Source organism: Rhodoferax sp. (assembly GCF_010365055.1).
Lineage (GTDB): Bacteria > Pseudomonadota > Gammaproteobacteria > Burkholderiales > Burkholderiaceae_C > Rhodoferax.
Map to the genome: position 1 here is coordinate 25,350 of NZ_JAAFHA010000015.1, position 25,073 is coordinate 50,422.

Genomic DNA, 25,073 nt, shown 5'->3' on the forward strand with positions numbered 1-25,073 from the left:
ATTGCAGGCCGTTCAGCAGGCTTGTCATGGGCCTGTTGAGCATATCTGGCCGTCTTTTGTGGTGCAGTTTCATTCCGCAGATTGTCGAGTCGATCGGTTGCCGCGCATTGCGTAATCTCAAAGTTGGCGCATGACCAACTGCACGGCTGAAGTCATCCAGAGCATCTGCTCTGCCGTTAATTCCTGGTGACAGGGTAGATGTAATAGTCTTAGGCGAAAGTCCGTTGCAACTGGGCAAGTCGAAACTGCTAGATCATCCCAACGCCACACAGGCACCCCCAGCATCTTCAGTGCATAAAAGTGCGTTTCCGGCTGCTCAAGGTAGAGTGGAAATGCATACGGAACGACATCATGTGGCAGTTCCGGAAACAGCGTCCGGCAATGTGGCAAGCCTGCCATTGCATTCACCCATTGCTGGTAATGCAGGCGCCTTCGATCGACCAGGCGGGTGATGTTGGTGTGGCGCATGATCCACCGAGAGCCCGCCAGACTTTGAAGCGACGCATCGGCCTCCACGTAGTGTTGAGACGCGTGCTCATCGTGCACTGGTCCGTCTTGGCCAGTGGGCAGGGGGAGGCTTGTCCATGCATTGATTTGATCGGACAAGGTGCTGGGATCTGGAAGCAGGGGGGCGGCGCATGCGTGTTGCGCCGCACGCAGCCATGATTTGACTTCATTGAATAATTTCGGACGACGTTGCTTGTGACAGAGAAGGCCTTGCGCTGTCGTGGCCCACAACGTTCCGCCGTCTTCGCAAGAGAAAAATTTATAGGGGCTGGCAACGCAGAAGCGTCCGGATTTACCCAAGGCGGTGCCCGCGGCTGCCGGCACAATTCTGTCCGAACCAGCAAACAGGACGTGCGAGCAGTCTTCAATCAAGGCGATAGCGTACCGATCGCATAGGCTCTTGACTTGCGCAAGATTTTGACCGAAGCCAAAGTAGTGCGTTGCCAGAAGGGCTTTGACCGGATGCTGACATTTTTCCAGTGCGGTGACTAAGGCGCTGAGGTCAACTGAAAGGTCGGGATTCAAACGATAAAGAATGACTTTGGCCCCCAGGCAGATGGCCGGGTCCAGCATGGTGCGACAGTGGTAGGCGGGCGCCATCAGCCCGCCCTCCAGGCCAACGCCGGATTGACGGTAGGCCTCCAGCAGGGCATACCGTGCCCGGCTGAAATGGCAGACACTATGACCGTCATCAGCGGGGTTCTTTGAATTGGCTTGGCCGTATCCCAGCGTGTGCCGGCTAAAGGGCGCGAGCATGGGCACTCGCGGTTTGGGGAAATCGCAACCGCTGGGGTCAAAGCGTTGATAGTGCATCTCAGGCCACCACACTGTCACGGCTGGGTTGGCCCGGTGCGGACTGCTTTGTCAGCCAGTCCAGCGTGAGCTGCTCAACCCATTGGCGTGATGCTGCGCTGGAGCAGGTGTGATCGACCTCGCGCAAGCTGTGACGCTGCAAATGGGGGTGGGCCCAGCTGTCCTTCCAGGCAACATCCGTGGTGACGTATTCCAAAAATTCCTTGGCCACGTAATCATCACCGCTGAGTAGCAACAAAATGGGTCCGTCAAAGCGCTGCCAGCCCAGGGCCATGCCTTGCTGAAAGCCTTGCTTCTCAGTGCGCAGCCGGCCTGAGCCTGAGGTGGAAAGCCGGATGTTGTCGGTCAGGTCACTGAGCGCGTCCAGCGCCATCCTGCCACTCAGCAACTTCTTCCAGAACGCCAGTTGCATCAGGCGCTGCGTGTAGTAGTGCTTGATCTGGGTGCGCGCCAGGCTGGCCTCGGAACGCACCCACGGGTTGAGCAGGCACAAGCCGCGCACACGCTGATCGTTGATCCCAAAGCAGTAAAGCAGCGCCGCCGAGGCGCCGTCGCATAGTCCCCATAAGACCACTTGCCGCACCGAAGCCACCCGCTGCTGCAGGGCGTTAATGGCCTCCGCGATGTCGGCGCTGGCCGTCTCAAACTGTCTGGGCTGGCCTTCACTGTCGCCCATGCCCCGGTAGTCAAAGCGCAGCACCGCGTAGCCAGCCGCGGCCAGCGCGCGCGACAACAGCACAAATTGCCGATGGCTGCCGACCCGGTACTGCGGGCCGCCCACAATCACGACCACACCGGTGTTCGTCGGGATCTCTGGTTTGGCCAGAATGCCCAGCAAGGTGTCGCCTTCGCAGGCGAAGAGGGTGGTCTCTTCGGTGTAGTTCATGCGGGCGTGCCGACGAGGGCGGCCGTGGTCGCAGCAATCAAGGCCGGAGCATCTTCTATTTCGGTGGTTTGCCAGAACGCTGGGCCACGTACGATGTGGCTGCCAACCTTATAGCCCGCTTGCCGCCACTGAACGATGGTTCCTGCCGAGATCGGGCCCAAACCGGCATCCTCACGCGTGGACAGCTCGAACCATTCCAGTCGCTGTGTCGGGCCTTGGCCGGCAGGTGGCACCAGGCTCGCTTGCTCCAGGCCGGATGCAAGTCCAGGCGACAACAGGTAGCCCGCAATTTCTACCGGCGAGCCAGCGGCCAACTGCTGGCGCATACCCTCCATGACGCCCTTAGCCTGGCCGCCCAACAGGTCGCCCGCCACTTTGAGGCGCAAGAACTGCTGCAATAAGAGCTTGCCGGCAGCGGGCGGCTGCCAGAACAGAAAGTTGCAGGGCGCGCCAAGCTGCGTAGCTGCCTCCACCGCCAGCAGGCAGCCGGAGCGCAGGCCCCACAGCCACAGCGGCAGTTGGTGCGAATCCGCGCCAGGCGTGTTGCTTTGCATGCGCAGCCAATGGCAGCCTTGCACCACGTCGCTCACCCAACTTTGCCAGCTGGCGTCGCCAAAGTCGCCCGAACTGTCGCCACAACCGAGCAGGTCCATCTGCAGCACGGCGTAACCCGCCTGGGCCAGCGCACGAGCCTGCAAGGCCGCCATGCGGCGGGTCTTGTTCATCTCTTCGGCAAAGGGGTGGATGTACAGCACCAGGCCGCGGGCAGCACCGCCACTCGCGTCACATTCAGCCGGGTAAAACAGGCAAAAGCGTTGGTCGCTTTGGCTGGACTGCGCAGCCAAGGTTGGCAGAAAAAAAGCGTCCGGCTGCACAGAAGGGGCGCTTCAAGCAGCCAGTTTGCCGCTGACAAAGTCAGTCAGCGAGCCCACTGTGGCAAAGGTTGAGCCATCGATGTCGTCATCGTCAACCACCAGGCCAAACTGTTCTTCAAGGGTGGTGATGAGCGTCACAACCGCCATTGAATCGAGCTCGGGGATGGCGCCCAGCAACGGTGTGTCGCGCGTGAAGGTGGCGGAGCGTCCATTCAGACTTAGAACTTCGTCAACAACACGAAGTACTTCTTGTGCTATGTTCAATTAAATCTCCCTGGGAGGCAACTTTGTCGATCAGGATTATTCTAGGGTTCAAAAGCGCGTGCGGGTTGTGTGATGTCTTGTGTCCGCATGGTTTTTCTCAATTGGCATGATTTTTTCTTGAATTTCTATGACCGAATCCACACTCCTACCCGAACTGATAACCCTCACGGCCCAGCGCACGCCGAAGGCGATTGCACTCACCAGTGGCACCTCACATTTGAGTTACGCAGAGCTCAGCACCAGCGTCAGCCAGTTTGCCGCTGGCTTGTTGGGCCTGGGCCTGGATCGTGGTGAGCGGGTCGCCATTTATCTTGAAAAACGTTTCGAAACTGTCATCGCCAGCTTTGGCGCACCGGCGGCTGGGGCGGTGTTTGTGCCGGTCAACCCGCTGCTGAAACCGGAGCAGGTGGCCTTCATTTTGCGTGACTGCAATGTGCGCGTGCTGGTGACGTCGCCGGAGCGTCTGGCCTTGATGAAGGACGTGCTGGCTGAGTGCCATGACCTGCGCCATGTGGTGGTGACCGATGCTGTGGCCCCTTCAACCCCAGCCGACCTCACCCTGCCAGGCCCGTTGGCCTTGGTCTCCTGGCGTGACCTGCTCAGCAGCCCGGCCCGGCCTGGGCACCGTGTGATTGACGTCGACATGGTGGCCATTCTTTACACCTCGGGCAGTACCGGCAGGCCTAAGGGCGTGGTGCTGTCGCACCGCAACATGGTGGCGGGTGCCAAGAGCGTGGCGTCTTACCTGGAGAACAAGCCCGAAGACGTGCTGCTGGCGGCGCTGCCTTTGTCGTTTGATGCGGGCTTCAGCCAACTCACCACGGCGTTTCATGCCGGCGCGCGCGTCGTGTTGCTCAATTACCTGATGCCGCGCGATGTGCTCAAGGCGATGGAGCGCGAAAAAGTGACCGGGCTGACCGCCGTGCCGCCGCTGTACATCCAGCTGGCGCAACTGGAGTGGCCCGCCGCCATCAATGAGAAGTTGCGCTACTTCGCCAACACGGGCGGACGCATGCCGCGCGAGACACTGAATCTGCTGCGCCAGCGCGTGCCCCAGGCCAAACCGTTTCTGATGTATGGCCTGACCGAAGCATTCCGCTCCACCTACCTGCCGCCGGATGAGGTTGACCGCCGCCCCGATTCGATTGGCAAGGCCATCCCGAATGCTGAAATTTTGGTGCTGCGTGAAGACGGGTCTGCGTGCAGCCCGGAGGAGCCTGGCGAACTGGTGCATCGCGGCGCGCTGGTGGGCATGGGTTACTGGAATGATGCCGAGAAGACGGCGGAGCGCTACAAGTTGCTGGCCGCGGACGCCCCCGGACGCCAGCCTGGCCTGCAATTGCCTGAATACGCGGTTTTTTCGGGTGACACGGTGCGCAAAGATGCCGAGGGGTTCTTGTATTTCATTGGCCGACGCGATGAAATGATGAAAACATCGGGCTACCGGGTCAGCCCCACCGAGGTGGAAGAGATTTTGTACGCCACCCAAATGGTGGGCGAGTGCGTGGCCTTTGGCGTGGATCACCCCAGTTTGGGTCATGCTATACAAGTAATAGCTACTAATGCAGTAGGTACGCGGGCTAGAGGCCTAAATGATCTAATAAATGAATGCCGTGCCCGTATGCCCGCCTACATGGTGCCATCAGGCATCGAGATAGTCGCCGGGCCGCTGCCGCGCAATCCCAACGGCAAGATCGACCGCAAATTGCTGGCAACCGAGTGGCTTGAGCGGCATGCCGCTTGAGCACCGCTTCGTCCTGAAGTTGAAAGCGGAACCCACCTTATGACCCTCACTGAACGCCAACTGCCCGTGCATGCCCCCATGAACCAGTTCTCCGTGCGTGACGGCGAATTGACAGTGGGTGGCGAGCGTTTGTCACTGCTGGCCGCGCGCGCGGGGCAAACGCCTTTTTATGCCTATGACCGTTCGTTGTTGCGCGCCCGGGTGGCAGCGCTGCGCGGTGTGCTGCCCGGGACGGTCAAGCTGCACTACGCGATGAAGGCCAACCCCATGCCCGCGGTCGTGGGTTTGATGGCGGGTTTGGTAGACGGTATTGACGTGGCCTCGGCGGGCGAGCTGAAGGTGGCACTGGATGCCGGCGCCAACCCGCTGGAAATCAGCTTTGCCGGACCGGGCAAGCGCGATGCCGAGCTGCGCCAGGCGGTGGCTGCGCGCGTGCTGATCAACCTTGAATCGTTTCGCGAAGTGGCGGCGCTGGAGGCCATTTGCGGCGAATTGGGCTTGAACGCGCGGGTGGCGGTGCGGGTCAACCCCGACTTTGAACTCAAGGGTTCAGGCATGAAAATGGGCGGTGGCCCCAAGCAGTTTGGTGTGGATGTGGAGCAAATCCCCGAACTGCTGGCCAGCATTGGCCGTGCCGGTCTGGCCTTTGAAGGCTTTCATTTGTTTGCCGGTTCGCAGAATTTGCGTTCGGATTCGATTTGCGAAGCGCAGCAAAAGTCTTACGAACTGGCGCTGCGGCTGGCACAGCATGCGCCGGCGCCGGTGCGTTTTCTGAATCTGGGTGGCGGCTTTGGCATTCCCTACTTTCCGGGTGAACAGCGGCTGGACCTGGCCCCGATTGGCGACAACTTGGCCCAACTGGTTCAGCGGGCGCAGACCGAGTTGCCCGACGCCGCGTTGGTGATCGAGCTGGGTCGTTACTTGGTGGGCGAAGCCGGGGTTTACGTGGCCCGCATTGTGGACCGCAAGGTATCGCGCGGGCAGGTGTATCTGGTGGCGGACGGCGGGCTGCATCACCATCTGTCAGCGTCCGGCAACTTTGGCCAGGTGATACGCAAAAACTACCCTGTGACGATTGGCAACAAGGCCGACTCGTCGGAGACAGAAACAGCGTCGGTGGTCGGGCCTTTGTGCACGCCGCTGGACCTGCTGGCCGACCGCATGGCTTTGCCGGTGGCGCAGGTCGACGATCTGGTGGTGGTATTCCAGTCGGGCGCTTATGGCGCCAGCGCCAGCCCGCAAGGCTTTTTGGGACATCCCGCTTGTCTTGAAGTACTTGTTTAGGGGCGGCCCCCTGAAGCATCCCCTCTGGTTGCTCGTTGCTTTGGGCAGCTTGTGTGCCGGGGCGGCGCTGGCCTGGCACCACCCTTTGTGGCCGATGTCGGTGTTGGCCGCCTTTTCGATCTGGTGCTTGATCGCGGCGTGGCGGCCGGGCCTGTGGCTTTTTGTGCTGCCCGCCTTGCTGCCGCTGCTGAATTTTTCAAGCTGGACCGGCTGGCTTGTTTTTGAGGAATTCGACATCTTGCTGCTGGGCGCCCTGGCCGGAGCTTATGGACGCCTAGTTTGGTCGGTGCGGACAGGCAGCGCGTCAGAAATGCCTCTTGCTTCGTGGCGGACCATGGCCGTGCTGGGTCTTTTTGGAATCACGGGTCTGCTGGCCTTGTGGCGCGGCTTCATCGACGCCGGTGGTTTTAGCTTTAACTGGTTTGCCGGTTACACCGATGCGCTGAACAGCTTGCGCGTGTTCAAGAGTCTGGGCTTTGCGCTGCTTTTTGTTCCCCTGTTGCAGCGTGAACTCAAGCATTCAGGACAGTTGGCCGGTCAGCGGCTCGCGGGCGGCATGGTGGTCGGTTTGACGGTGGTCACGCTGGCGGTTTTGTGGGAGCGTGCCGCGTTTCCCAGTTTGTTGGATTTTTCCACGCCATATCGCACCGTTGCCCTGTTTTGGGAAATGCATGTAGGCGGCGCGGCGATAGACGGCTACCTGGCGTTGGCAACGCCGTTTGTGGTGTGGGCCTTGTTCGCGGCCCAACGCCCCCTGTTGTGGATCGCCGCTGCCGCACTCGCTTTGCTGACGGCCTATGCTTGCCTGACCACATTTTCCCGTGGCGTCTACCTGGCGGTTGCCGCGCCATTGCTGTTGCTGGGCTGGCTGCTGTGGGCGCAAAAGACCGACTTCAATGCGCGCGCCTTTTTTGGCCCGGCGTGGCGGCGCTACCGGCCCGAGGGCTGGCGGGCGAGGGCCAGTGCGGTGCTGATGTTGGCGCTGGTGGCCGAGGTGGCAGCGGTGCTGGGGGGAGGTTCATTCATGATGGATCGCCTGGCCAGCGCGGATCGGGACTTCGGTAGTCGTGTTGAACATTGGCGCCGGGGCCTTGATTTGCTGGATGGCCCCACCGACTGGCTGCTGGGTAAGGGGCTTGGGCGTTTGCCAGCCAACTATGCGGTTCATGGTCCTCAAGGTGAGTTCTCGGGCGAGGTGACGTTGCGAGAGGAGCAAGAGCCGAGCGAGGCAGCCAACGTTTTTGTGACGGTGCGCGGTCCCCCTACTTTGAAAAGATTGGGGGGCCAGTATGCTTTGACGCAGTGTGTGGTCAACGTATCCAAAGCCGTCCATCGCGTCAGTCTGGATGTTCGGGTTCAGCACACCGCCGACGTCTACCTGGAGTTGTGCGAACGGCATTTGCTCTATGACGGTCGTTGCCAAGTGGTATTGATTCGGGTCTTGCCAGGTAAAAACGAATGGCAGAACATGGTGCTGCCACTCCATGGGCCGACGTTCGCGGGTGGGCGCTGGCATGCCCCCCGTTTGTCCATGCTGTCCTTGTCGGTTGTGAATGCGGGTGGGGCTGCCGATTTTGACAACGTGAGCCTGATGGGGGGGTATCCGGCGCAGCCACTTGACAATGGCGACTTCGCCGGCGGCATGGCGCACTGGTTCCCGCTAGCACAGTCCTACTTTGTGCCGTGGCACATCGACAACCTGTTTCTAGAACTGCTGATTGAGCGCGGCCTTGTGGGTTTGCTGCTGTCTGCCGCGTTGGTGGCGTATGCCCTTTGGCATCTGGTCTTCGGCCGCGCCCGGGCCAGCGCGCAGGCCCCCTATCTGGCGGCCTCATTGAGCGGGGCTTTGCTCGTTGGGCTGGTCAGCAGCCTGATGGATGTGCCCAGGGTGGCTTTCCTGCTGTTTCTCTTGCTATCGTTTTCACTGCAAGCTGCGCAAGAGCTTGAGTGACCGCTTACCCCCAGCGTTTTCTCTATTGCATTGCAGCGGTCCCGGTCCTCGCCCGCGCTTGCCCGCCACAAAAATCTGCCAATGCGCAAACTTGACCTAAGTCAGGTCCCGTTTCTCTTGGTCGGTTGCGAAAAATCAAACGCTTCAAGGCTTGGCAGGGCAGACTCGATTTCGGGTAAGGGACTGTGGAGCTTGAACATGATAAAAATATTCGATCACTATTTTCACAAGCGGACGTTTTTGCAGGTGTGCTTTGACTTGGGGCTGCTGGTCGTGACCGTCGTGGTCGCGGTTTTGTCGCAGGCGGCAGATCCAGCATCAGTTTCCCCCATGGTGGTGGTGCTGGTGACCGTCCTGTCTGCCATCGGCATCTTGGTAATCAATATGGGTCTGGGTTTCTATCAGCGCGTGCACAACCGCACTTTGGGCCAGACGCGCGCTCGCGCCGCCTTGTCCATGTGTCTTTCGTTGTCACTGGCCTACATCATCTTTCGTTTGTCACCGCTCACACCGCTGGACGAGGCAACGTTTTTGTTGGCGCTGATTGTTGCTGTGGCCCTGATGCTGATGCACCGCATCTACATGGCGCACGCCACACCGCGCGCCATGATGCGCCAGCGTGTGCTGGTGTTTGGCTCGGGGGAACGGGCCAAGCTGGTGGGGCGCACCCTGAAGAACGCAGACCCCAGTGTGGACCTGGTCGGCTATTACGCCAGTCCCAATGAAGCGGTAGCTGCGATCTCCGGTTGGGATCTGCTGTCGCCTGAAAAATCATTGACCGACATTGTGATGGACGAGCGCGTCGATGAGATTGTGGTCGCTTTGAGCGAGCGCCGGGGCGGCAGCATGCCCTTGCGTGAATTGCTGGACTGCAAGCTGCATGGTGTGCGGGTAGTCGACATTGCCACCCACTTTGAGACGACCTTAGGGCAGATTCGCCGTGACGCGGTCTCGGCGGGGTGGCTGATTTTTGGGGATGGATTCAAACAAGGCCTGGCGCGCACTGTGGTTAAGCGGCTCTTTGATCTGGTGTGCGCGACCTTGTTGATCCTGCTGACCTTGCCGGTGATGTTTCTGACCTGCATCCTGATTCTGTTGGAGAGTGGTGGGCCGATTTTTTACCGGCAGGAACGCGTCGGCTTGAACGGGCGGCTCTTCAACGTCATCAAGTTTCGTAGCATGCGCCAGGACGCCGAGCAAGACGGCAAACCCCGCTGGGCCCAGGCGGCTGATGACCGCGTCACGCGCGTCGGCCGGATTATCCGAAAGCTGCGTATTGATGAGCTGCCGCAGCTGTTCAGCGTGCTCGGCGGCGACATGAGTCTGGTCGGGCCGCGTCCAGAGCGGCCTTACTTTGTGGACAAGCTGACACAAGAGCTGCCGTACTACGCAGTGCGTCAAAGTGTCAAACCGGGTGTCACCGGATGGGCGCAGGTGCGCTACCACTACGGTGCTTCGGTTGAAGACGCGGCTGAAAAGTTGCAGTACGACCTTTACTACGTTAAAAATCACTCGCTGTTTCTTGACTTGGTCGTGCTGTTTGAGACGGTTGGCGTCGTCCTGATGGGCGCGGGTGCTCATTAACATGATTCGTACTCTCTTGACGAGGCCGCTGCCGTGCGGCTTGAGTTGAGTTATGGATAAGACCAATCTTGCGCTGACGACGTGGAGTTATGGCCTGGTGGGTTTGGCCTATTCGGCGTTTGCCCTGCGGCTGCTCCAGCTCGGCTACGGGCGGGCCAAGCGCGAGTGGTCCAAAGTCGCGGTGCTCGCGGCTGTGTCATGGAGCGCAATGTGGGGTTGGTTTGGCTTGGCGCTGCTATTGACCGGCGCACCCGTATTCCTGCTGTTGAGCACCGTAGCTGACCTGTTGCGCTACGCCTGTTGGTATGCTTTTCTTCTGATTCTGTTGCAGCCCAGCCGAGCAACGGGGGCCGCCATCGGCACGGCCTGGATGGTTCCGCTGGCGGCAGCGGTAGTGGGGTTTGGGCTGCTGGCCATCGCCTTTGCTGCCCTGCGCATTCAGGTGCTGGGAGATGCGTCAAGACAGATTCTGTTGAGCTCCATGGCGTTGTCAGTATTGGCTATGATTTTGCTGGAGCAGGTTTTTAGAAACGTGGCAGAAGAGTCGCGCTGGAACATCAAGCCCCTGTGCCTGGGTTTGGCGAGCGCATTTTTGTTCGACTTGTATTTGTTTTCAGAGGCCACGTTGTTCAACCGTCTGGACGGCGATGCGCTCAGCATCCGTGGCGCTGTGCATACGCTGGTGGTGCCGCTATTGTTGCTCTCAACCACGCGGCGAAGCGACTGGGTCGCCAGCATCCGGCTGTCACCCAAGGCCGCATTCCATTCAGCGACGTTGCTGATGGCTGGTATTTACCTGCTGTTCATATCCGGCGTCGGCTACTACGTGCGCTACTTTGGTGGCGAATGGGGCCGAGCACTCCAACTGGCGCTGGTATTTGTGGCTCTGGTGGTCCTCTCGGTGCTGATGCTGTCAGGGTCGGTGCGGGCCCGCCTTCGGGTATTTCTGGGAAAGCATTTTTTTCGTTACCGTTTTGACTACCGCGAGGAATGGCTCAAATTTACCCGCACCTTGTCGGCCAAAGACTCGCCCCAAGAGATGGGGCAGCAGGTGATCCGAGGTTTGGCAGACATGCTGGAGAGTCCGGCCGGTGGTTTGTGGATGAGGTCAAAGGGTGAAACTGCTTTCAGCCAGACAGCGCGCTGGAATCTGGCGCAGGCGCTAGAGAAAGAGGACGTCAACTCCCCGCTCTGCCAGTTCTTGGCGAGCAGTGGCTGGGTCGTCAATCTGGAAGAATACCGGTCCTATTCCCGGCGCTATGGCGCACTGAAATTGCCACGCTGGCTGCAGGACCTGGAGCAGGCCTGGCTGGTGGTGCCGCTGATGGTCGGGTCGGAGCTGACTGGTTTTGTCGTGCTGGCCAGCGCACGAACGCGGGTCGATGTGAACTGGGAAGTGATCGATCTGTTAAAAACTGCTGGGCAGCAGGCGGCCAGCTTTCTGGCCCAGATGCAAGCGACCGAAGCCCTGCTGGAAGTGCGCAAGTTTGATGCGTTCAATCGCATGTCGGCCTTTGTGGTGCACGATCTGAAAAACATTGTGACGCAGCTCTCGCTCATGATGAAAAACGCCAAGCGGCTGGGCGATAACCCGGAATTTCAGCAAGACATGTTGTTGACCGTCGAAAATTCACTCGACCGAATGCGCCAGTTGATGCTGCAGTTGCGCGAAGGCGCGACGCCGCCAGGGACGGCATTCGGCGTTAACCTGGGCGGCATCATTCAACGCATTGAGGCGCAGGCGGCCGGCCAGGGTCGAACGCTGGAGGTCAATCTGTCAGAGCCCGTGGTGACGCGCGGTCATGAGGAGCGCCTGGAGCGGGTCATCGGCCATGTGGTGCAGAACGCATTGGACGCGACCGACCCGTCGGGGCGGGTCTGGCTCAATCTGGATCGCGCGCGCGGTCAAGCCAGAATTGTCGTTGGCGACACCGGGAATGGCATGTCGCAAGACTTCATACGGGAGCGGCTGTTCAAGCCGTTTCAAAGCACCAAGCTCTCCGGCATGGGCATTGGTGCCTATGAAAGTTTTCAGTACGTCAAAGAACTGGGCGGCCAGATTGAGGTCGACAGCTCGCCCAATCAAGGAACGACCGTCAAGATGTTATTACCCCTGTTTGAGGCACAAAATACCTCTGACCTTCACGCGCTGGAGGCTGCATGACGCCGGAGACCGTGCGCTCGTTGCTGATCGTGGAAGACGATCTGGCGCTGCAAAAGCAAATCAAATGGTCGCTTGACCGCTTTGAGTCGGTGACCGCCCATGATCGCAGCAGCGCCTTGCTGCAAATGCGCAAATGCCTGCCCGCGGTGATCACGATGGACCTGGGGCTGCCGCCCGATGCCGACTCGGTGTCCGAAGGACTCAAGTTGCTGGAGCAGGTGATGGCTTTTGATCCTGACATCAAGGTGATTGTCCTGACCGGACAGAACGATCAGGCCAATGCCCTGCGTGCGGTGGCCATGGGGGCCTATGATTTTTTCGCCAAACCGTTCGAGCCGGAGTTGCTCAATTTGACGGTGGAGCGTGCCTTCAAGATGTTTGAGCTGCAAAGGGAGAACCGGCGGCTCCAGGCGCTGCACCAACCCGATGCGCTCTCGGGCTTGACGACGCGCGACCCCGAGATGTTGCGCATTTGCCGCACGATTGAAAAAGTGGCGAGCAGCAATGCCACCGTCATGCTGCTGGGCGAAAGCGGCACGGGCAAAGAGGTGCTGGCGCGTGGTCTGCACCAGGCGTCACCCCGGCGGGTGGAGAAGTTCGTGGCCATCAACTGTGCGGCCATTCCAGAGAACTTGCTGGAGAGTGAATTGTTTGGCTATGAAAAAGGGGCATTCACCGGCGCTGCCAAGCTGACGCTGGGAAAAATTGAAATGGCCCACGGCGGCACCTTGATGCTCGATGAAATCGGGGATTTGCCCTTGTCATTGCAGGCCAAGCTACTGCGCTTTTTGCAGGAGCGAGTGATCGAGCGCGTCGGCGGTCGGCAAGAAATTGCGGTCGATGTCCGCATCGTGTGTGCAACCCATCAGGACCTGGCCGCGTTGAGCAAAGATGGCCGTTTTCGCGAAGATCTCTATTACCGACTGGCCGAGATCGTGGTCAAGATCCCGCCCCTGCGGGAGCGCGTGGGCGACGCTGCGTTGCTGGCGCACGCCTTTGTGCGACGTTTTGTCCAAGAACAGAACCGGTCTGCCATGACGCTGGCCGACGATGCGGTGCAGGCGGTTGAAAACCATCTTTGGCCGGGCAACATTCGTGAGCTTGAGAATTGCATCAGACGCGCCACCATCATGGCCGATGGCAGTCAAATCGGCTGCGATGACCTGGGTCTGAAAGGTCCGCAGAACGATGAAGCCGACACCTCCCTGGATCTGCGTGTGATCCGTGACGACGCCGAGAAACGGGCGATTGTGGCGGCGCTGGGTCGCGTCAACGGCAACATGGTCAGGGCCGCTGATCTACTTGGGGTGAGTCGCCCCACCTTGTACGACCTGATGCACCGACTCGCTTTGAAATAGTGCCGCTTTTCTTTCACTGTTATTTCAGGATAGCCTAATGAACGTTAGAAAATTTCAGCCTCAAATCGCTTTGTCGGCGCTGCTGGTGTCGATGTTGCTGACAGCCTGCAGCGACAAGCCCGATGTCATGCTTGCCTCGGCCAAAGACTACATGGCCAAGAACGACAACAAGGCAGCGGTCATTCAAATCAAGAATGCGCTGCAGAGCAACCCCGACTTGCCTGAGGCGCGCTACTTGTTGGGTACCGCACTGCTCGACACGGGAGACCCGGCTGGCGCCGAACTGGAACTGCGCAAGGCGCTGGACATGAAGCACCCGCAAGATGCGGTGGTGCCGCAACTGGCCAAAGCGTTACTGGCGCAAGGGCAGGCCCGCAAACTGACGGACGAGTTTGCCAAGACCGAGCTCGGCGCGGCGTCGGCCAAAGCCAGTCTGCAGGTGTCGCTCACTTCGGCCTACGCGATGCAGGGCAAGACCGAGCAAGCGCAGGCGAGCCTGCAGGCCGCGTTGCTGGCGGACCCGGGTTTTGCGCCGGCGCTGCTGGTACAGGCCCGGAAAAAGGCGGGGCAGCGCGAGTTCGACCAGGCGCTGGCCATGACCGAGGAGGTGATCGCCAAGTCGCCTGGCAGCATGGAGGCCTGGGTCTTCAAAGGCGACTTGCTGCTGTATGGCAAGAATCAGCCGGACGAGGCCTTGGCCGCCTACCGCAAGGCGCTTGAGATCAGGCCCGATTTCATGCCGGGTCAAGTGTCTTTGATCACGCTGTTGCTGCAGCAGGGCAAGCTCACGGATGCCGCACAGCAAATTGAACACTTGAAAAAAACAGCGGCCCGCCAACCGCAAACCCAATACCTGGAAGCGCAACTGGCCTATCAAAAGAAAGATTTCAAATTGGCCCGGCAAATCCTGCAGCTGGTTGTGCAGCAGGTTCCCAAGAGTGCTCAGGTTTTGCAGCTGGCGGGGCTGGTTGAGCTGCAACTCAATGCCTTGCCAGCGGCGCAGGACTATTTGAGCCGGGCGGTGCAGGGCGCTCCGGCTTCCCTGCTGGCGCGGCGGGCGCTGGTCGTGAGCTATATGCGCGCCGGGCAAGCGGCCAAGGCCCTGGACGCCTTGGCGCCAGGTCTGAGCCGGGAAAGCGTTGATCCACAATTGCTGTCCGTGGCGGGCGAGGTCTATCTGCTCAACGGCGACCTGAAGAAGGCCGAGGAGTATTTTGCCAAGGCTGCCCAGCAGTCACCCCAGGACGGAAGAAAGCGAACGTCGCTGGCGCTCACCCGTTTGGTGAGTGGCGCGACCGACGGCGCCTTTGATGAGTTGCAGAACATCGCCGCGTCAGATACAGGCACCAGTGCCGACCTGGCCCTGATCAGCGTGCACTTGAAACGACAGGAATTTGACCAAGCCTTGAAAGCGATTGATGGCTTGGAGAAAAAGCAGCCGGATAAGCCGTTTGCGGCGCAACTGCGGGCCAGAACGCTGTTGGCCAAAAATGATGTGAGCGGTGCCAAAACGAGTTTGCAGCGCGCGCTGGCGATTGATCCCAATTATTTCCCGGCAGTGGCCAGCCTGGCCGGGCTCGACCTGGCAGAGAAGAAGCCCGACGCAGCAAAAAAACGCTTTGAGGCGGTGCTTGCCAAGGACCCCAAAAACAACCAGGCGTGGTTGGCGCTGGCCGAACTCGCGGTCAGGTCGGGGGCGGCCAAAGATGAAGTTGCGAAGCTGATGGGCAGTGCGGTGTCTGCCAACCCCGCAGACGTGAATTCGCGCTTGCTGCTGATTGATTTTGATCTGCGCCAGAAGGACTTCAAAGCGGCGGTGTCTGCGGCCCAGGAGGGTGTGGCCGCCTTGCCAGACAGCCCTGAGCTGCTTGATGCGTTGGGTCGTACGCAACAGGCGGCAGGCGAGTCCAACCAGGCCATTGCCAGCTACGCCAAGCTGGCTGCGATGCAGCCCCTGTCGGTGTTGCCCCATATGCGCTTGGCGGAGGTGCATCTGGCAGCCAAGAACACGCAGGCGGCGCTTGCCAGCCTGCACCGGGCGATCGAGATCAAGCCCGACCTGCTGGAGGCGCAGCGCGCCTTGATTGCGCTGGCGCTGGACGGCAAGAAGCCCGAGGACGCACTGACTGTGGCGCGCTCGGTGCAGCAACAACGCCCCGCAGAGGCGGTGGGCTACGCCCTGGAGGGCGACATCCATGCCTCGCAGAAGGAATGGGACCGCGCCATCACCGCCTATCGCGGCGGGCTAAAACGCGTGATGGCGCCGGAGCTGGCGATCAAGCTGCACGCGGTCTTGGGGGCGGCCGGTCAAGACGCCGAGGCGGACAAGTTTTCCAACAGCTGGCAGAAAGAGCATCCGAAAGATGCTGCCTTCTTGCTGCATCTGGGTGATGCCGCCCTGGCACGCAAGGACTACGTCAGTGCTGAAAAAAATTATGCGGCAGTGGTCAAGGTGGAGCCGAATAGCGCAATGGCCTACAACAACCTGGCCTGGGTGAGCGGAAAACTCAACAAGGAGGGCGCCGTGGGCTTTGCCGAGAAGGCCAATGCCCTGGCACCTAACCAGCCCGCATTCATGGACACGCTGGCGGTGTTGTTGTCAGACAAAGGTGAGTACGCCAAAGCGGTCGCGCTTCAGAACAAGGCGCTGGCGCTGCAGCCACAAAACGCCTTGTTCAAACTCAATTTGGCCAAAATTCACCTCAAGGGCGGCAGCAGAGAGCTGGCCAGGAAGGAACTCGACGAGCTCGCCAAAATGGGTGACAAATTCGCGGATCAGACAGAGGTTGCAAGTCTGTTAAAGACTTTATAGAAGATAAGCGCAATGGCTCGATGTGCTTGGTCTTGCTACTGTCGAAAAAGTTGACAGGCCGCTATTTGAATGATTTGTTTGGTTCAGAATTTTCTTATGAATCAATGGTTTGCAGTGATGGGCATAAAAATTGCATGAACTGAAAAGTCTCTGCCGATCGAAACGGTCTGCTTGAGTTTTATCAAGGTTTGTAACCTTGTACCAGCATCAAAATGAATTGAATTGAAAGACGCAAAGTTGCGTGAGTGAGCTGGTGGAAGGTGTAACGTGGGGTGCGTTTATGAGTAATATTCAATCTGACTCGCGGCATGTGCCAAAGGGTTCTGGGCATGGCGGCATTGGCCGCAGGCGGTTGTTGCGTGCTGGGCTGGCTGCGGCGCCTGTCGTTTTGGCTGTGAGCGGGCGTTCTGCCATGGCTGCGGCCTGCCCTCCCGGGCTGTCCGGACCGACTATGACATCAATTAATCCTTCCGGTGACGGTGTTAACTGCATTGCATCCTCTCATACCCACACGGCGGGCAGCAGTCGTCTTGGGTTGTCACCAGGCTACTGGAAACCCAACCCCAACGGACGGACCTTTCAGCCCCCGTATCCTTGGCCGATTGCTCCGTTTGAAACGATCACGACCCAAGGAAACAAGACCTATTCATTTGAACAAGGGTTAAGGAAAACTGAGCGCAAGTCAGATAGAACTGAAGGCACGACCTATACCTGGAATCCGAGCGATTATTTGCAGTACAGGGGACTTCCCCAAAATGCGGATGGCTGGGACACGGGCACCAAATACAACGCTGTCTTTACGAGCTCTTTTGAACGCCGCAGTTTCAGTCGCATTTTGCTGGAGGCAAATGGCTCTCTTGAGTGGCACTTTTGTGCCGCCTACCTGAATGCGGCCGCCATGCCTGGCACCTATGTCCTGTCGATTCAGGACGTGCTGGAGATTGCTTCTGCCGGCCGCTTGGTGCCGGGCGGCAGTCAATTGACAGACGGGCAGATCAAGGCTTTTCTTTCGCAAACTTGGAGCTGAGTCTTGGCGGCCAACCTGGGGGCTGACGCGTTGCTACTGGTAGATCGTGTTGGCGATGTGGTCGGTGTCCAATTTTCAGGTGAAGATGAGGTCGCTCTTTTCATTCCCGGTTCGGGTGATGTGTTGCTGTGTACCGCAAGCCAGTGGCGCAGTCTGAAGGACATGCCGGTTGCCAGACTGATCGGCCTGTTGAACGTGCCAGTACCAAACGCGAGCCTTGAAAACTATGTTTCCGGCGCCGATCTAGAGTCAACGCTTCTCAGCCTCGGAGCCTGCCTTGCAATAAGCCATGTCAGTCCTGCCGGTTTCGCCTTGGCAATGAGGCCATGAGTTCCACCCGGATGGGCGAGCTTTCCGAACTCGACATCGAGCACTGCTTGCGTGGTGAGGGTTTGCAGGTGGCGTCATTTCGCTGTCTTGTTCGTTCGGATACGGGGCTACTGTCAAGCCCGTTGTGCCAGTTGTACCAAGACCATGCCGTCGAGACGGAGCCCTGCGGTTTTTATGATTTTCGCATTCGGCTCGCAAAAACCCGACCGAATTTTTGGAAACCTTGGGAAGTTGTGTTCGACTGGGACGGCAGCAGTCCGTTCCCGGCGATGCCGCTGGCGCAGACCCACCCGCTTTTTGAATGGGGCCTGAACTGGTGCGTGGCCAGCGCCAGCGGCCTGCACACGGTCATCCACTCGGCGGTGGTTGAACGCGCGGGTCAGGCGTTGGTGCTGCCGGGCCAGCCGGGGTCGGGCAAAAGTACGTTGTGTGCGGCGCTCACCTTTGGCGGCTGGCGCCTGCTGTCTGATGAATTGACAATTGTCTCCCAGTCCGATGGCATGGTTCAGGCTGTTCCCCGGCCTATCAGCCTCAAAGGAACGTCGATTGGCCTGATCGGGAGTCAGTTCCCATGCGCCGACATGACGGTGCCGGTGGCGGACACCCACAAGGGCTCGATTGCCTACGCTCGCGCTGCAAGCGCTGCTGTGACAGCAGGCGAGAAACCGGCGCCCATCGGTTATGTGGTTTTTCCTCGATTCAGATCGGGCGCTGAACTGGTGTTTGAACCGCTCTCACGCGCGGCTACCCTGACGGAGTTGATGAAAAACACCTTTAATGTCGGCCTGCTGGGCGCTGATGGTTTTGAAGCGCTGGCCCACGCCATCGTCCACGCGAAATGTTACGCGGTGGAATATGGCGATCTCTCCTCCATCCTGCAATGGGTTGATGCAACGTGTCGGCATCCAGACTGATTGCGCTTTTGCGCTCACCCCAGGGTATCAGCGATGTGACTGATCCACACTGGAATGAGATCATTGAGCAAGGTCGCAATACCCAGTTGCTGGGGCAAGTGGCAGCTTCGCTTCAGCGCGCACAACTGCTCGACCAGGTGCCCGCGCCAGTGCAGCGTCATCTGGCTCTGGCCAATCGGACCGTCACGCGGCGCAACGAATCGGTTAGTTGGGAGACGTCCACCCTGCGTCGCGCCGTAAACCCGACCATTCCCCTGGTGTTGCTCAAGGGCTGTGCCTATGTCGCCTGCGCGGACGACAACGCAGCCGGACGCATCTTCTCGGACATTGATGTTCTGGTGCGTCGACAAGATATGCAGGCGGTCGAGGCCGATCTCGCTTCTGTCGGTTGGAAGCCCAGCCGGGTCAATGACTACGACCTTGCGTACTACCGCAACTGGATGCATGAAGTGCCCCCGATGGAACATGTGCGGCGCCATACCGTGGTTGATTTGCACCACGCCATCAACCCCCCGGTCTCGCGCTATTACGTCAATCCCGATCAGCTGTTTGAACGCATGGTGGAGATTCGCCCGGGTATCTTCGTCCTTTCGGCGACGGACCGTGTCATTCACTGCGCCCTGCATTTGCTGCAAGAGGGGGAACCGAAGAAACTGATGCGGGATTTGTACGACCTCCATTTGCTGCTGCGCCAACACCATGGTTCAGCCGCAGGCATGGAACAACTCCATAATCGTGCCTGTGAGCTAAATGTTGATGCGTTGACCGGAGTTGCCATCGGCGCCGCCCGCGCCCTGTTTGCAAAAGACCTCGTTGAAGGTGAGCGTGCCGGGTGGCTTCAGGCCTGTGTTGACCGTGCCGCCAGGCAAACCAGTGGCAACACCACGGTGGCTGGTGAATTGGCCGGCATGGCCTTACTAACCTACTCTCATTGGATGAAAATGCCCATGCATCTCCTGGTGCCGCACCTGATTCGCAAGAGTCTCCTGCGCATGACGTCCAGCAAGGACATTCGGATCGGGCAGACTTAAGCTATGGAATTGAAATCAGGGGGCGCCGCAAAATGAAGTCAATGCCATTTTTCATGGCTGTCTTTGTGAGTGTCTTTTTTGCCGGACCGCTCAAAGCCGACCTGCCCAGCGCCATTGTCAAAGTGAAACCGTCGGTGCTGTTGGTGGGTATCTACAAGAGAACCGACAGTCCGCGCTTTTCCTTGCGCGGCACCGGCTTTGTCGTGGCCCATGGAAATCTGGGCAGCAGCAACCTGGCCATCACCAACGCCCATGTGCTGCAGCCGCCGGGGAAAGAAGATGTCGAGGCGGCGCTGGTGGTCCACGTCAAGGTCGGTGACAACGAATGGCAGGTGCGCCAGGCGACCGTGCTTGAAGTGGACAAGCGCCATGACCTGGCCTTGTTGCGGTTTGACGGCCCGGCGGCACCGGCGCTGCGGCTGGGCGATTCGGGCGCCGTACGCGAGGGGCAGGCGATTGCCTTCATGGGCTTTCCCATTGGGGGCGCATTAGGTTTCTCACCGGTCACGCACCGCGCCATGGTGTCTTCGATTGTGGCGGCGGCCTTGCCCAGCCCGTCAGGACAGCGTCTCAATGAAAAAGCGATCCTCAGCCTGCGTGATGGCGCCAGCTTCGATATCTTCCAGCTCGATGGCACGGCTTATCCCGGCAACAGTGGCGGGCCCGCATTTGACCCGGACACCGGTGCAGTGCTGGGCGTGGTCAACATGGTGTTCATCAAGGGTACCCGGGAGTCGGCCTTGACCCATCCCTCGGGCATCAGCTACGCCATACCTGCCAACCATATTCTGCCGTTGCTGCAACGCAGGCAGAACAACTGAGTCCCCGGCTGGGTCGCGAATGAGCGCTTAGCGCCCGTACATATCCTCAAAGCGCACGATATCGTCCTCACCCAGGTACGAACCCGACTGCACCTCGATCATCTCCAGCGCCACCCGGCCCGGGTTTTCCAGCCGGTGCGTCGTGCCCAAGGGGATGAAGGTGGACTGGTTTTCCGACAACAAAAATGCCTTGTCACCGCAGGTGACCCTGGCCGTGCCGCTGACCACAATCCAGTGCTCGGCGCGGTGGTGGTGCATCTGCAATGACAGCGTGCCGCCCGGCTTGACCACAATGCGCTTGACCTGAAAGCGCTCTCCTGCATCAACGCCGTCGTACCAGCCCCAGGGGCGAAATACCTTGCGGTGGATGATGCCCTCGGAGCGGCCCTGCTGTTTGAGACGATCGACGATCTTCTTCACGTCCTGCGTCTTGTCCTTGTGCGCGACCAGAATGGCGTCGACCGTTTCCACCACCACCAGGTCGCTCACGCCAACGCAGGCGATCAGGCGACCTTCCGACAGCGCCAGCGTGTTCTCGCAATCCTGCAACAGCACGTCGCCCTGGCTGACGTTGCCGCAGGCGTCTTTGGGTAGCACCTGCCACAGGGCATCCCAGGCACCGACGTCTGACCAGCCGGCAGTCAAGGGAATGACCACGCCGATGGGCAACCCGGGCGCACCAGCGTCAGATTTGCTTGCGCCTGCCGCAATGCGCTCCATCACCGCGTAATCGATCGAGTCGCTCGGGCACTGGGCAAAAGCATCCTTGCCGACACGCACAAATTCGCCATCGGTGCTGCCCTGCCGCCAGGCGCTTTCGCAGGCCGCCAGAATGTCGGGCCGGCAGGTGTTCATGGCGGCCAGCCAGACCGAGGCGCGCAGCATGAACAGGCCGCTGTTCCACAGGTAAGAGCCTGCGGCCAGATAGCCTTGCGCGGTGGCCAGGTCGGGCTTCTCGACAAAGCGGGCCATCAGGCGGGCGTTGGCGTCTGGCGTGCCTGATTTTCCGGCGTAAGCGGCGCCGGACTGGATGTAGCCGTAGCCGGTCTCAGGCGCATCGGGCGTGATGCCAAAGGTGACCACCGCGCCATCAAAGGCGAGCCGTGCGCCCTGGCTGACCACGCTTTGAAACGCGCCGATGTCGGTGATGACATGGTCGGCCGGCATCACCAGCAACACCGGGTCTGCATCGTTTTTAATAGCTGCTAACGCAGACAGAGTAAGGGCTGGAGCCGTATTTCGTCCAAAAGGCTCCAGCACGATGGTGCCCGGCTTGCCCAAGAGGCGCAGTTGCTCGGCAATGACAAAGCGGTATTCCTCGTTGCACACCACCATCGGTGGCGCCATATCCAAATTGGCAATGCCGTCGACGCGGCGCACGGTGGCCTGCAACAGCGAGTCAGTGCCCATCAGCGGCAGCAACTGCTTCGGATATTTTTCGCGCGACAGCGGCCACAGGCGCGTGCCCGAGCCACCAGAGAGAACAACGGGTTGGATCAATACGGGAGATGTCATGTCAAGGTCAAAAAGTGGGTTGCAGGGCAGTGGCTATCAGGCGCGGGCGTCGCCCCAACGCAACTGGGACGTGTCGTCGCCGCGGTACAAGGTTTCGCCGTGGCGGTCCACGCAGTAGTCAGGCGAGACAATCATCTCGGTAAAGCGCATGTCGGCCGCAATGCGGGTGTATTCAAACAAGATGCTGCGCACCACCTTGGCGCCGGTGCGAATGTGGCAACCGTGCCCGATCCAGGCTGGGCCGGTGATGGTGGCGCCGGGCTCGATGCGCACGCTGGCGCCGATATAGACCGGGCCTTCAATCGTGACCTCGTCCCAGGCAATATTGGTGTTGAGCCCGACCCAGATGCCGGGTTTGACTTCGCGCCCGGGCATTTTCATCTGCTCCACTTCACCGCGCAGCACGCGCTGCAACACCGACCAGTAGTCACTGACCCGGCCAATGTCGATCCAGTTGAAAGGCCGGTTCTGGACATAAAACGGCAGCTTTTGCTCGACCAGTTGCGGAAACAACTGCGAGCCGATGTCATAAATCGTGTTGGGGGGTATCAGTTTGAGCACCTCGGGCTCAAAAATATAGATGCCGGTACTGGCCAGCGTCGATTTGGCCTCGGCAGGTGCAGGCTTTTCCTGAAAGGCTTCAATGCGCCCGTCCGGTCCTGCCACCACAATGCCGTAAGCCTGCACGTCGGCCAGCGGCACATCGAGTGCGACGACGCTGGCGATGGCACCTTTGGCCTTGTGTTCAGCAATGGCCGCCGTGATGTCGAGGTCAATCAAGGCATCGGCGCACAGCACCAGCGTGGTCTGATCAAAAAAGCCGCCGAAGTCCTGGATGCGCCGCATGCCGCCGGCTGAGCCCATGGGACGGGGCAGAATGTCGCCGTGGTCACGCACGCCTTCGTAGGCATAGCCAATCTCCACGCCCCAACGACTGCCATCACCAAAATATTCTTCAATTTTCTGGTGGTTCCAGGCGACGTTGACCATGATCTCGGTGATGCCGTGGCGGGCCAGATGCTCAATCAGGTACTCCATCACCGGCTTGCCGAGAATCGGCACCATCGGCTTGGGCAGGTCAAGGGTCAGGGGGCGCACGCGGGTGCCTTGGCCGGCGGCCAGAATCATGCCTTTGGTCATATTTTTCCTGTTCTTTTTCGGTTGCATATCTTTTTCCCTTGGTGGTTGCAATTCAGGCGGGCGCATAGCCTTGCGGGTTGCTGCTCTGCCAGCGCCAGGCATCTGCGCACATGGCGTCCAGGCCACGCTCGGCGCGCCAACCCAACAGCGACAAGGCCAGCGCCGGATCGGCGTAGCAGGCGGCGATATCACCGGCGCGGCGCGGCGCAATTTTGTAGGGTACGGGCTTGCCGCTGGCCTGCTCGAACGCGTGCACCATGTCCAGCACGCTGTAGCCAACGCCGGTGCCCAGGTTGATCGCCTGGCACTCGGTGTGCTGTTGCAGCCGCTCCAGCGCCTTGAGGTGACCCAACGCCAGATCGACCACATGGATGTAATCGCGCACGCCGGTGCCGTCCGCCGTGGCGTAGTCATCGCCCCACACATTCAGATATTCGCGTCGCCCGACAGCGACCTGGGCCACAAACGGCAGCAGGTTGTTGGGCAGGCCCTGCGGATCTTCACCGATCAGGCCGCTGGCATGCGCACCGACCGGGTTGAAGTAGCGCAGCAGGCTGATGCGCCAGCTTGGGTCGCTCTGGTACAGGTCGCGCAGCATGTTTTCGATCACCAGCTTGGTCTGGCCATACGGGTTGGTGGCTGAGAGCGGATGGTCTTCGGTCAACGGCAGGCGCTGCGGGTCACCATAGACCGTGGCCGAGGAACTGAACACCAGCGTCTTGACGCCGCACTCAAGCATCGCCTCTAGCAGGCGCAGCGTCCCGACCACGTTGTTGTCGTAATAGGCCAGCGGCTGTTGCACCGACTCGCCCACCGCCTTGAGACCGGCGAAATGGATCACGGCGCTCGCGCCGCTCTGCGCCAAGGCCGCGACCAGCGCGGCGCGGTCGCGAATGTCGCCCTGCACCAGGTGTGGCTGCCGGCCGGTAATGCGTTGCATCCGCGCCAGCGCTTCGGGCTGGCTGTTGCAGAAGTTGTCAAACACGGTGACCTCATGGCCCGCACTGAGCAATTCGACGCAGGTGTGGGAGCCGATATAACCGGCGCCGCCGGTGACAAAAATCATGGGCATGGGGTGTTTTGGCGTGAGGGCATGGCGGTGCTGGTTTAGCTGAGGGTTTCCGTCAGCATGCGCGCCACGCCTTGCTGCCAGGGCGGCAGGGCCAGCCCGAAAGCCGCTTGCAGTTTGCGCGTGTTCAGGCGCGAATTCAGCGGTCGGCGCGCCGGGGTCGGGTAACTGGCGGTCGGCGTGGGTGACACTTGATCCGGCCCGGCCTTGAGCTGGCAGCCCAGTGCCTGCGCCTGGCCCAGCACGTAGCGGGCGTAGCCGTACCAACTGGTCTCGCCGCCGGCCACGCAGTGGTACAGACCGGCCAACTCGGGCTCCCGCATCGCCTTGACCAGTGCGTGCGCCGTCACGTCGGCCAGCAGTTCGGCCGAAGTCGGCGCGCCGATCTGGTCGTCAATCACGGTTAGCGTCTCGCGCTCGCCGGCCAGGCGCAGCATGGTCTTGGCAAAGTTGCCACCGCGGGCGGCGTAGACCCAGCTGGTGCGGAAAATCAGATGTTTGGTGCATGCGGCCACCGCCTGCTCGCCTGCACGCTTGGTCTGGCCGTAGACACTCAAGGGGCCGGTGGCGTCGCCCTCGCGCCAGGCTTGCTGGCCGCTGCCGTCAAAGACATAGTCGGTGGAGTAATGCAGCAGCCAGGCGCCCAGTTTTTGCGCCTCGCTGGCCAGCACGCCGGGGGCCAGTGCGTTCAGGGTGCGGGCCAGCTCGGGCTCGGCCTCGGCTTTGTCCACGGCGGTGTGCGCGGCGGCATTCACGATCACGTCGGGTTTGACACGGCGGATCGTTTCGGCCAGCCCGGGAAGATTGCTGAAGTCGCCGCACAGGCCGTCCGGGTTGTGGGATGCGTCAAAGTCCAGCGCCACCAGCTCGCCCAGCACCGACAGACTGCGCTGCAGCTCCCAGCCGACCTGGCCGCCACGGCCAAAAAGAAGAATTTTCATGACGTAGAGCTTTGCATTGAATTCTTGAGTAACTATAAATTGA

General features: G+C 60.2%; 20 protein-coding genes. 12 read left to right on the forward strand and 8 right to left on the reverse strand.

The features are described from left to right. Positions 1 to 117 precede the first annotated feature (117 nt). The 4 genes from GZ093_RS05845 to GZ093_RS05860 are packed head-to-tail and all read right to left on the reverse strand — an operon-like array spanning position 118 to position 3,345. Positions 118 to 1,320, reverse strand: a complete 1,203-nt coding sequence (locus GZ093_RS05845) for a DegT/DnrJ/EryC1/StrS family aminotransferase (protein ID WP_296483368.1) — start codon at positions 1,318 to 1,320, stop codon at positions 118 to 120. 1 nt (position 1,321) lies between these two features. Continuing rightward, complete coding sequence (locus GZ093_RS05850; RefSeq protein WP_296483371.1) at positions 1,322 to 2,206, reverse strand: hydrolase 1, exosortase A system-associated; 885 nt, start codon at positions 2,204 to 2,206, stop codon at positions 1,322 to 1,324. Further along, entirely contained in the window at positions 2,203 to 3,051 is an 849-nt protein-coding gene (locus GZ093_RS05855) for a hydrolase 2, exosortase A system-associated (RefSeq protein ID WP_296483374.1), read from the reverse strand. Before GZ093_RS05855 ends, GZ093_RS05850 begins: the two co-directional genes overlap by 4 nt. Positions 3,052 to 3,093: 42 nt before the next feature. Next, entirely contained in the window at positions 3,094 to 3,345 is a 252-nt protein-coding gene (locus GZ093_RS05860) for a phosphopantetheine-binding protein (RefSeq protein ID WP_296483376.1), read from the reverse strand. A gap of 127 nt (positions 3,346 to 3,472) precedes the next feature. Here GZ093_RS05860 and GZ093_RS05865 point away from each other — a divergent pair, with 127 nt between their 5' ends. From GZ093_RS05865 to GZ093_RS05920, 12 genes are all read left to right on the forward strand, one after another. After that, entirely contained in the window at positions 3,473 to 5,089 is a 1,617-nt protein-coding gene (locus GZ093_RS05865; protein WP_296483379.1) for an acyl-CoA ligase (AMP-forming), exosortase A system-associated, read from the forward strand. 39 nt (positions 5,090 to 5,128) lie between these two features. After that, positions 5,129 to 6,373: a pyridoxal-dependent decarboxylase, exosortase A system-associated gene (locus GZ093_RS05870; protein ID WP_296483382.1), complete on the forward strand. Its 1,245-nt coding sequence runs from the start codon at positions 5,129 to 5,131 to the stop codon at positions 6,371 to 6,373. Next, on the forward strand, positions 6,357 to 8,324 hold the full coding sequence (locus GZ093_RS05875) for an O-antigen ligase family protein (protein ID WP_296483385.1): 1,968 nt from the start codon (positions 6,357 to 6,359) through the stop codon (positions 8,322 to 8,324). The genes GZ093_RS05870 and GZ093_RS05875 overlap by 17 nt, the downstream gene beginning before the upstream one ends. A gap of 198 nt (positions 8,325 to 8,522) precedes the next feature. After that, on the forward strand, positions 8,523 to 9,908 hold the full coding sequence (locus tag GZ093_RS05880) for a TIGR03013 family XrtA/PEP-CTERM system glycosyltransferase (RefSeq protein WP_296483388.1): 1,386 nt from the start codon (positions 8,523 to 8,525) through the stop codon (positions 9,906 to 9,908). Positions 9,909 to 9,960: 52 nt separating this feature from the next. Then, complete coding sequence (prsK, locus tag GZ093_RS05885; protein WP_296483390.1) at positions 9,961 to 12,072, forward strand: XrtA/PEP-CTERM system histidine kinase PrsK; 2,112 nt, start codon at positions 9,961 to 9,963, stop codon at positions 12,070 to 12,072. Further along, complete coding sequence (gene prsR, locus GZ093_RS05890) at positions 12,069 to 13,430, forward strand: PEP-CTERM-box response regulator transcription factor (RefSeq protein ID WP_296483393.1); 1,362 nt, start codon at positions 12,069 to 12,071, stop codon at positions 13,428 to 13,430. The genes prsK and prsR overlap by 4 nt, the downstream gene beginning before the upstream one ends. A 37-nt stretch (positions 13,431 to 13,467) precedes the next feature. Beyond that, positions 13,468 to 16,242, forward strand: a complete 2,775-nt coding sequence (gene prsT / locus GZ093_RS05895) for an XrtA/PEP-CTERM system TPR-repeat protein PrsT (RefSeq protein WP_296483395.1) — start codon at positions 13,468 to 13,470, stop codon at positions 16,240 to 16,242. A gap of 280 nt (positions 16,243 to 16,522) precedes the next feature. Then, a complete protein-coding gene (locus GZ093_RS05900) occupies positions 16,523 to 17,269 on the forward strand; it encodes a hypothetical protein (protein ID WP_296483398.1) in 747 nt (248 codons plus the stop codon). A 3-nt stretch (positions 17,270 to 17,272) separates the two neighbouring features. Continuing rightward, positions 17,273 to 17,599 (forward strand): hypothetical protein, encoded by a 327-nt coding sequence (locus tag GZ093_RS05905; RefSeq protein WP_296483401.1) that lies wholly within the window; start codon positions 17,273 to 17,275, stop codon positions 17,597 to 17,599. After that, positions 17,596 to 18,513 (forward strand): HprK-related kinase A, encoded by a 918-nt coding sequence (locus GZ093_RS05910; RefSeq protein ID WP_296483404.1) that lies wholly within the window; start codon positions 17,596 to 17,598, stop codon positions 18,511 to 18,513. Before GZ093_RS05905 ends, GZ093_RS05910 begins: the two co-directional genes overlap by 4 nt. 35 nt (positions 18,514 to 18,548) lie before the next feature. Beyond that, on the forward strand, positions 18,549 to 19,544 hold the full coding sequence (locus GZ093_RS05915) for a nucleotidyltransferase family protein (protein ID WP_296483407.1): 996 nt from the start codon (positions 18,549 to 18,551) through the stop codon (positions 19,542 to 19,544). A 53-nt stretch (positions 19,545 to 19,597) separates the two neighbouring features. Beyond that, positions 19,598 to 20,365, forward strand: a complete 768-nt coding sequence (locus GZ093_RS05920; protein WP_296483409.1) for a serine protease — start codon at positions 19,598 to 19,600, stop codon at positions 20,363 to 20,365. 27 nt (positions 20,366 to 20,392) lie between these two features. Here the strand turns inward: GZ093_RS05920 and GZ093_RS05925 are convergent, their stop codons facing one another. From GZ093_RS05925 to rfbD, 4 genes are read right to left on the reverse strand one after another with little or no spacing between them, the layout of a single operon-like run. Beyond that, the gene (locus tag GZ093_RS05925; RefSeq protein ID WP_296483412.1) at positions 20,393 to 21,880 is read right to left on the reverse strand and encodes a mannose-1-phosphate guanylyltransferase/mannose-6-phosphate isomerase; all 1,488 of its coding nucleotides are present in this window, start codon (positions 21,878 to 21,880) and stop codon (positions 20,393 to 20,395) included. A 36-nt stretch (positions 21,881 to 21,916) separates the two neighbouring features. Next, positions 21,917 to 23,047: an NDP-sugar synthase gene (locus tag GZ093_RS05930; RefSeq protein WP_296483415.1), complete on the reverse strand. Its 1,131-nt coding sequence runs from the start codon at positions 23,045 to 23,047 to the stop codon at positions 21,917 to 21,919. Between the two features lie 25 nt (positions 23,048 to 23,072). After that, a complete protein-coding gene (galE, locus tag GZ093_RS05935; protein ID WP_296483418.1) occupies positions 23,073 to 24,092 on the reverse strand; it encodes a UDP-glucose 4-epimerase GalE in 1,020 nt (339 codons plus the stop codon). 35 nt (positions 24,093 to 24,127) lie between these two features. Further along, on the reverse strand, positions 24,128 to 25,030 hold the full coding sequence (gene rfbD / locus GZ093_RS05940) for a dTDP-4-dehydrorhamnose reductase (protein WP_296483420.1): 903 nt from the start codon (positions 25,028 to 25,030) through the stop codon (positions 24,128 to 24,130). Between the last annotated feature and the right edge of the window lie 43 nt (positions 25,031 to 25,073).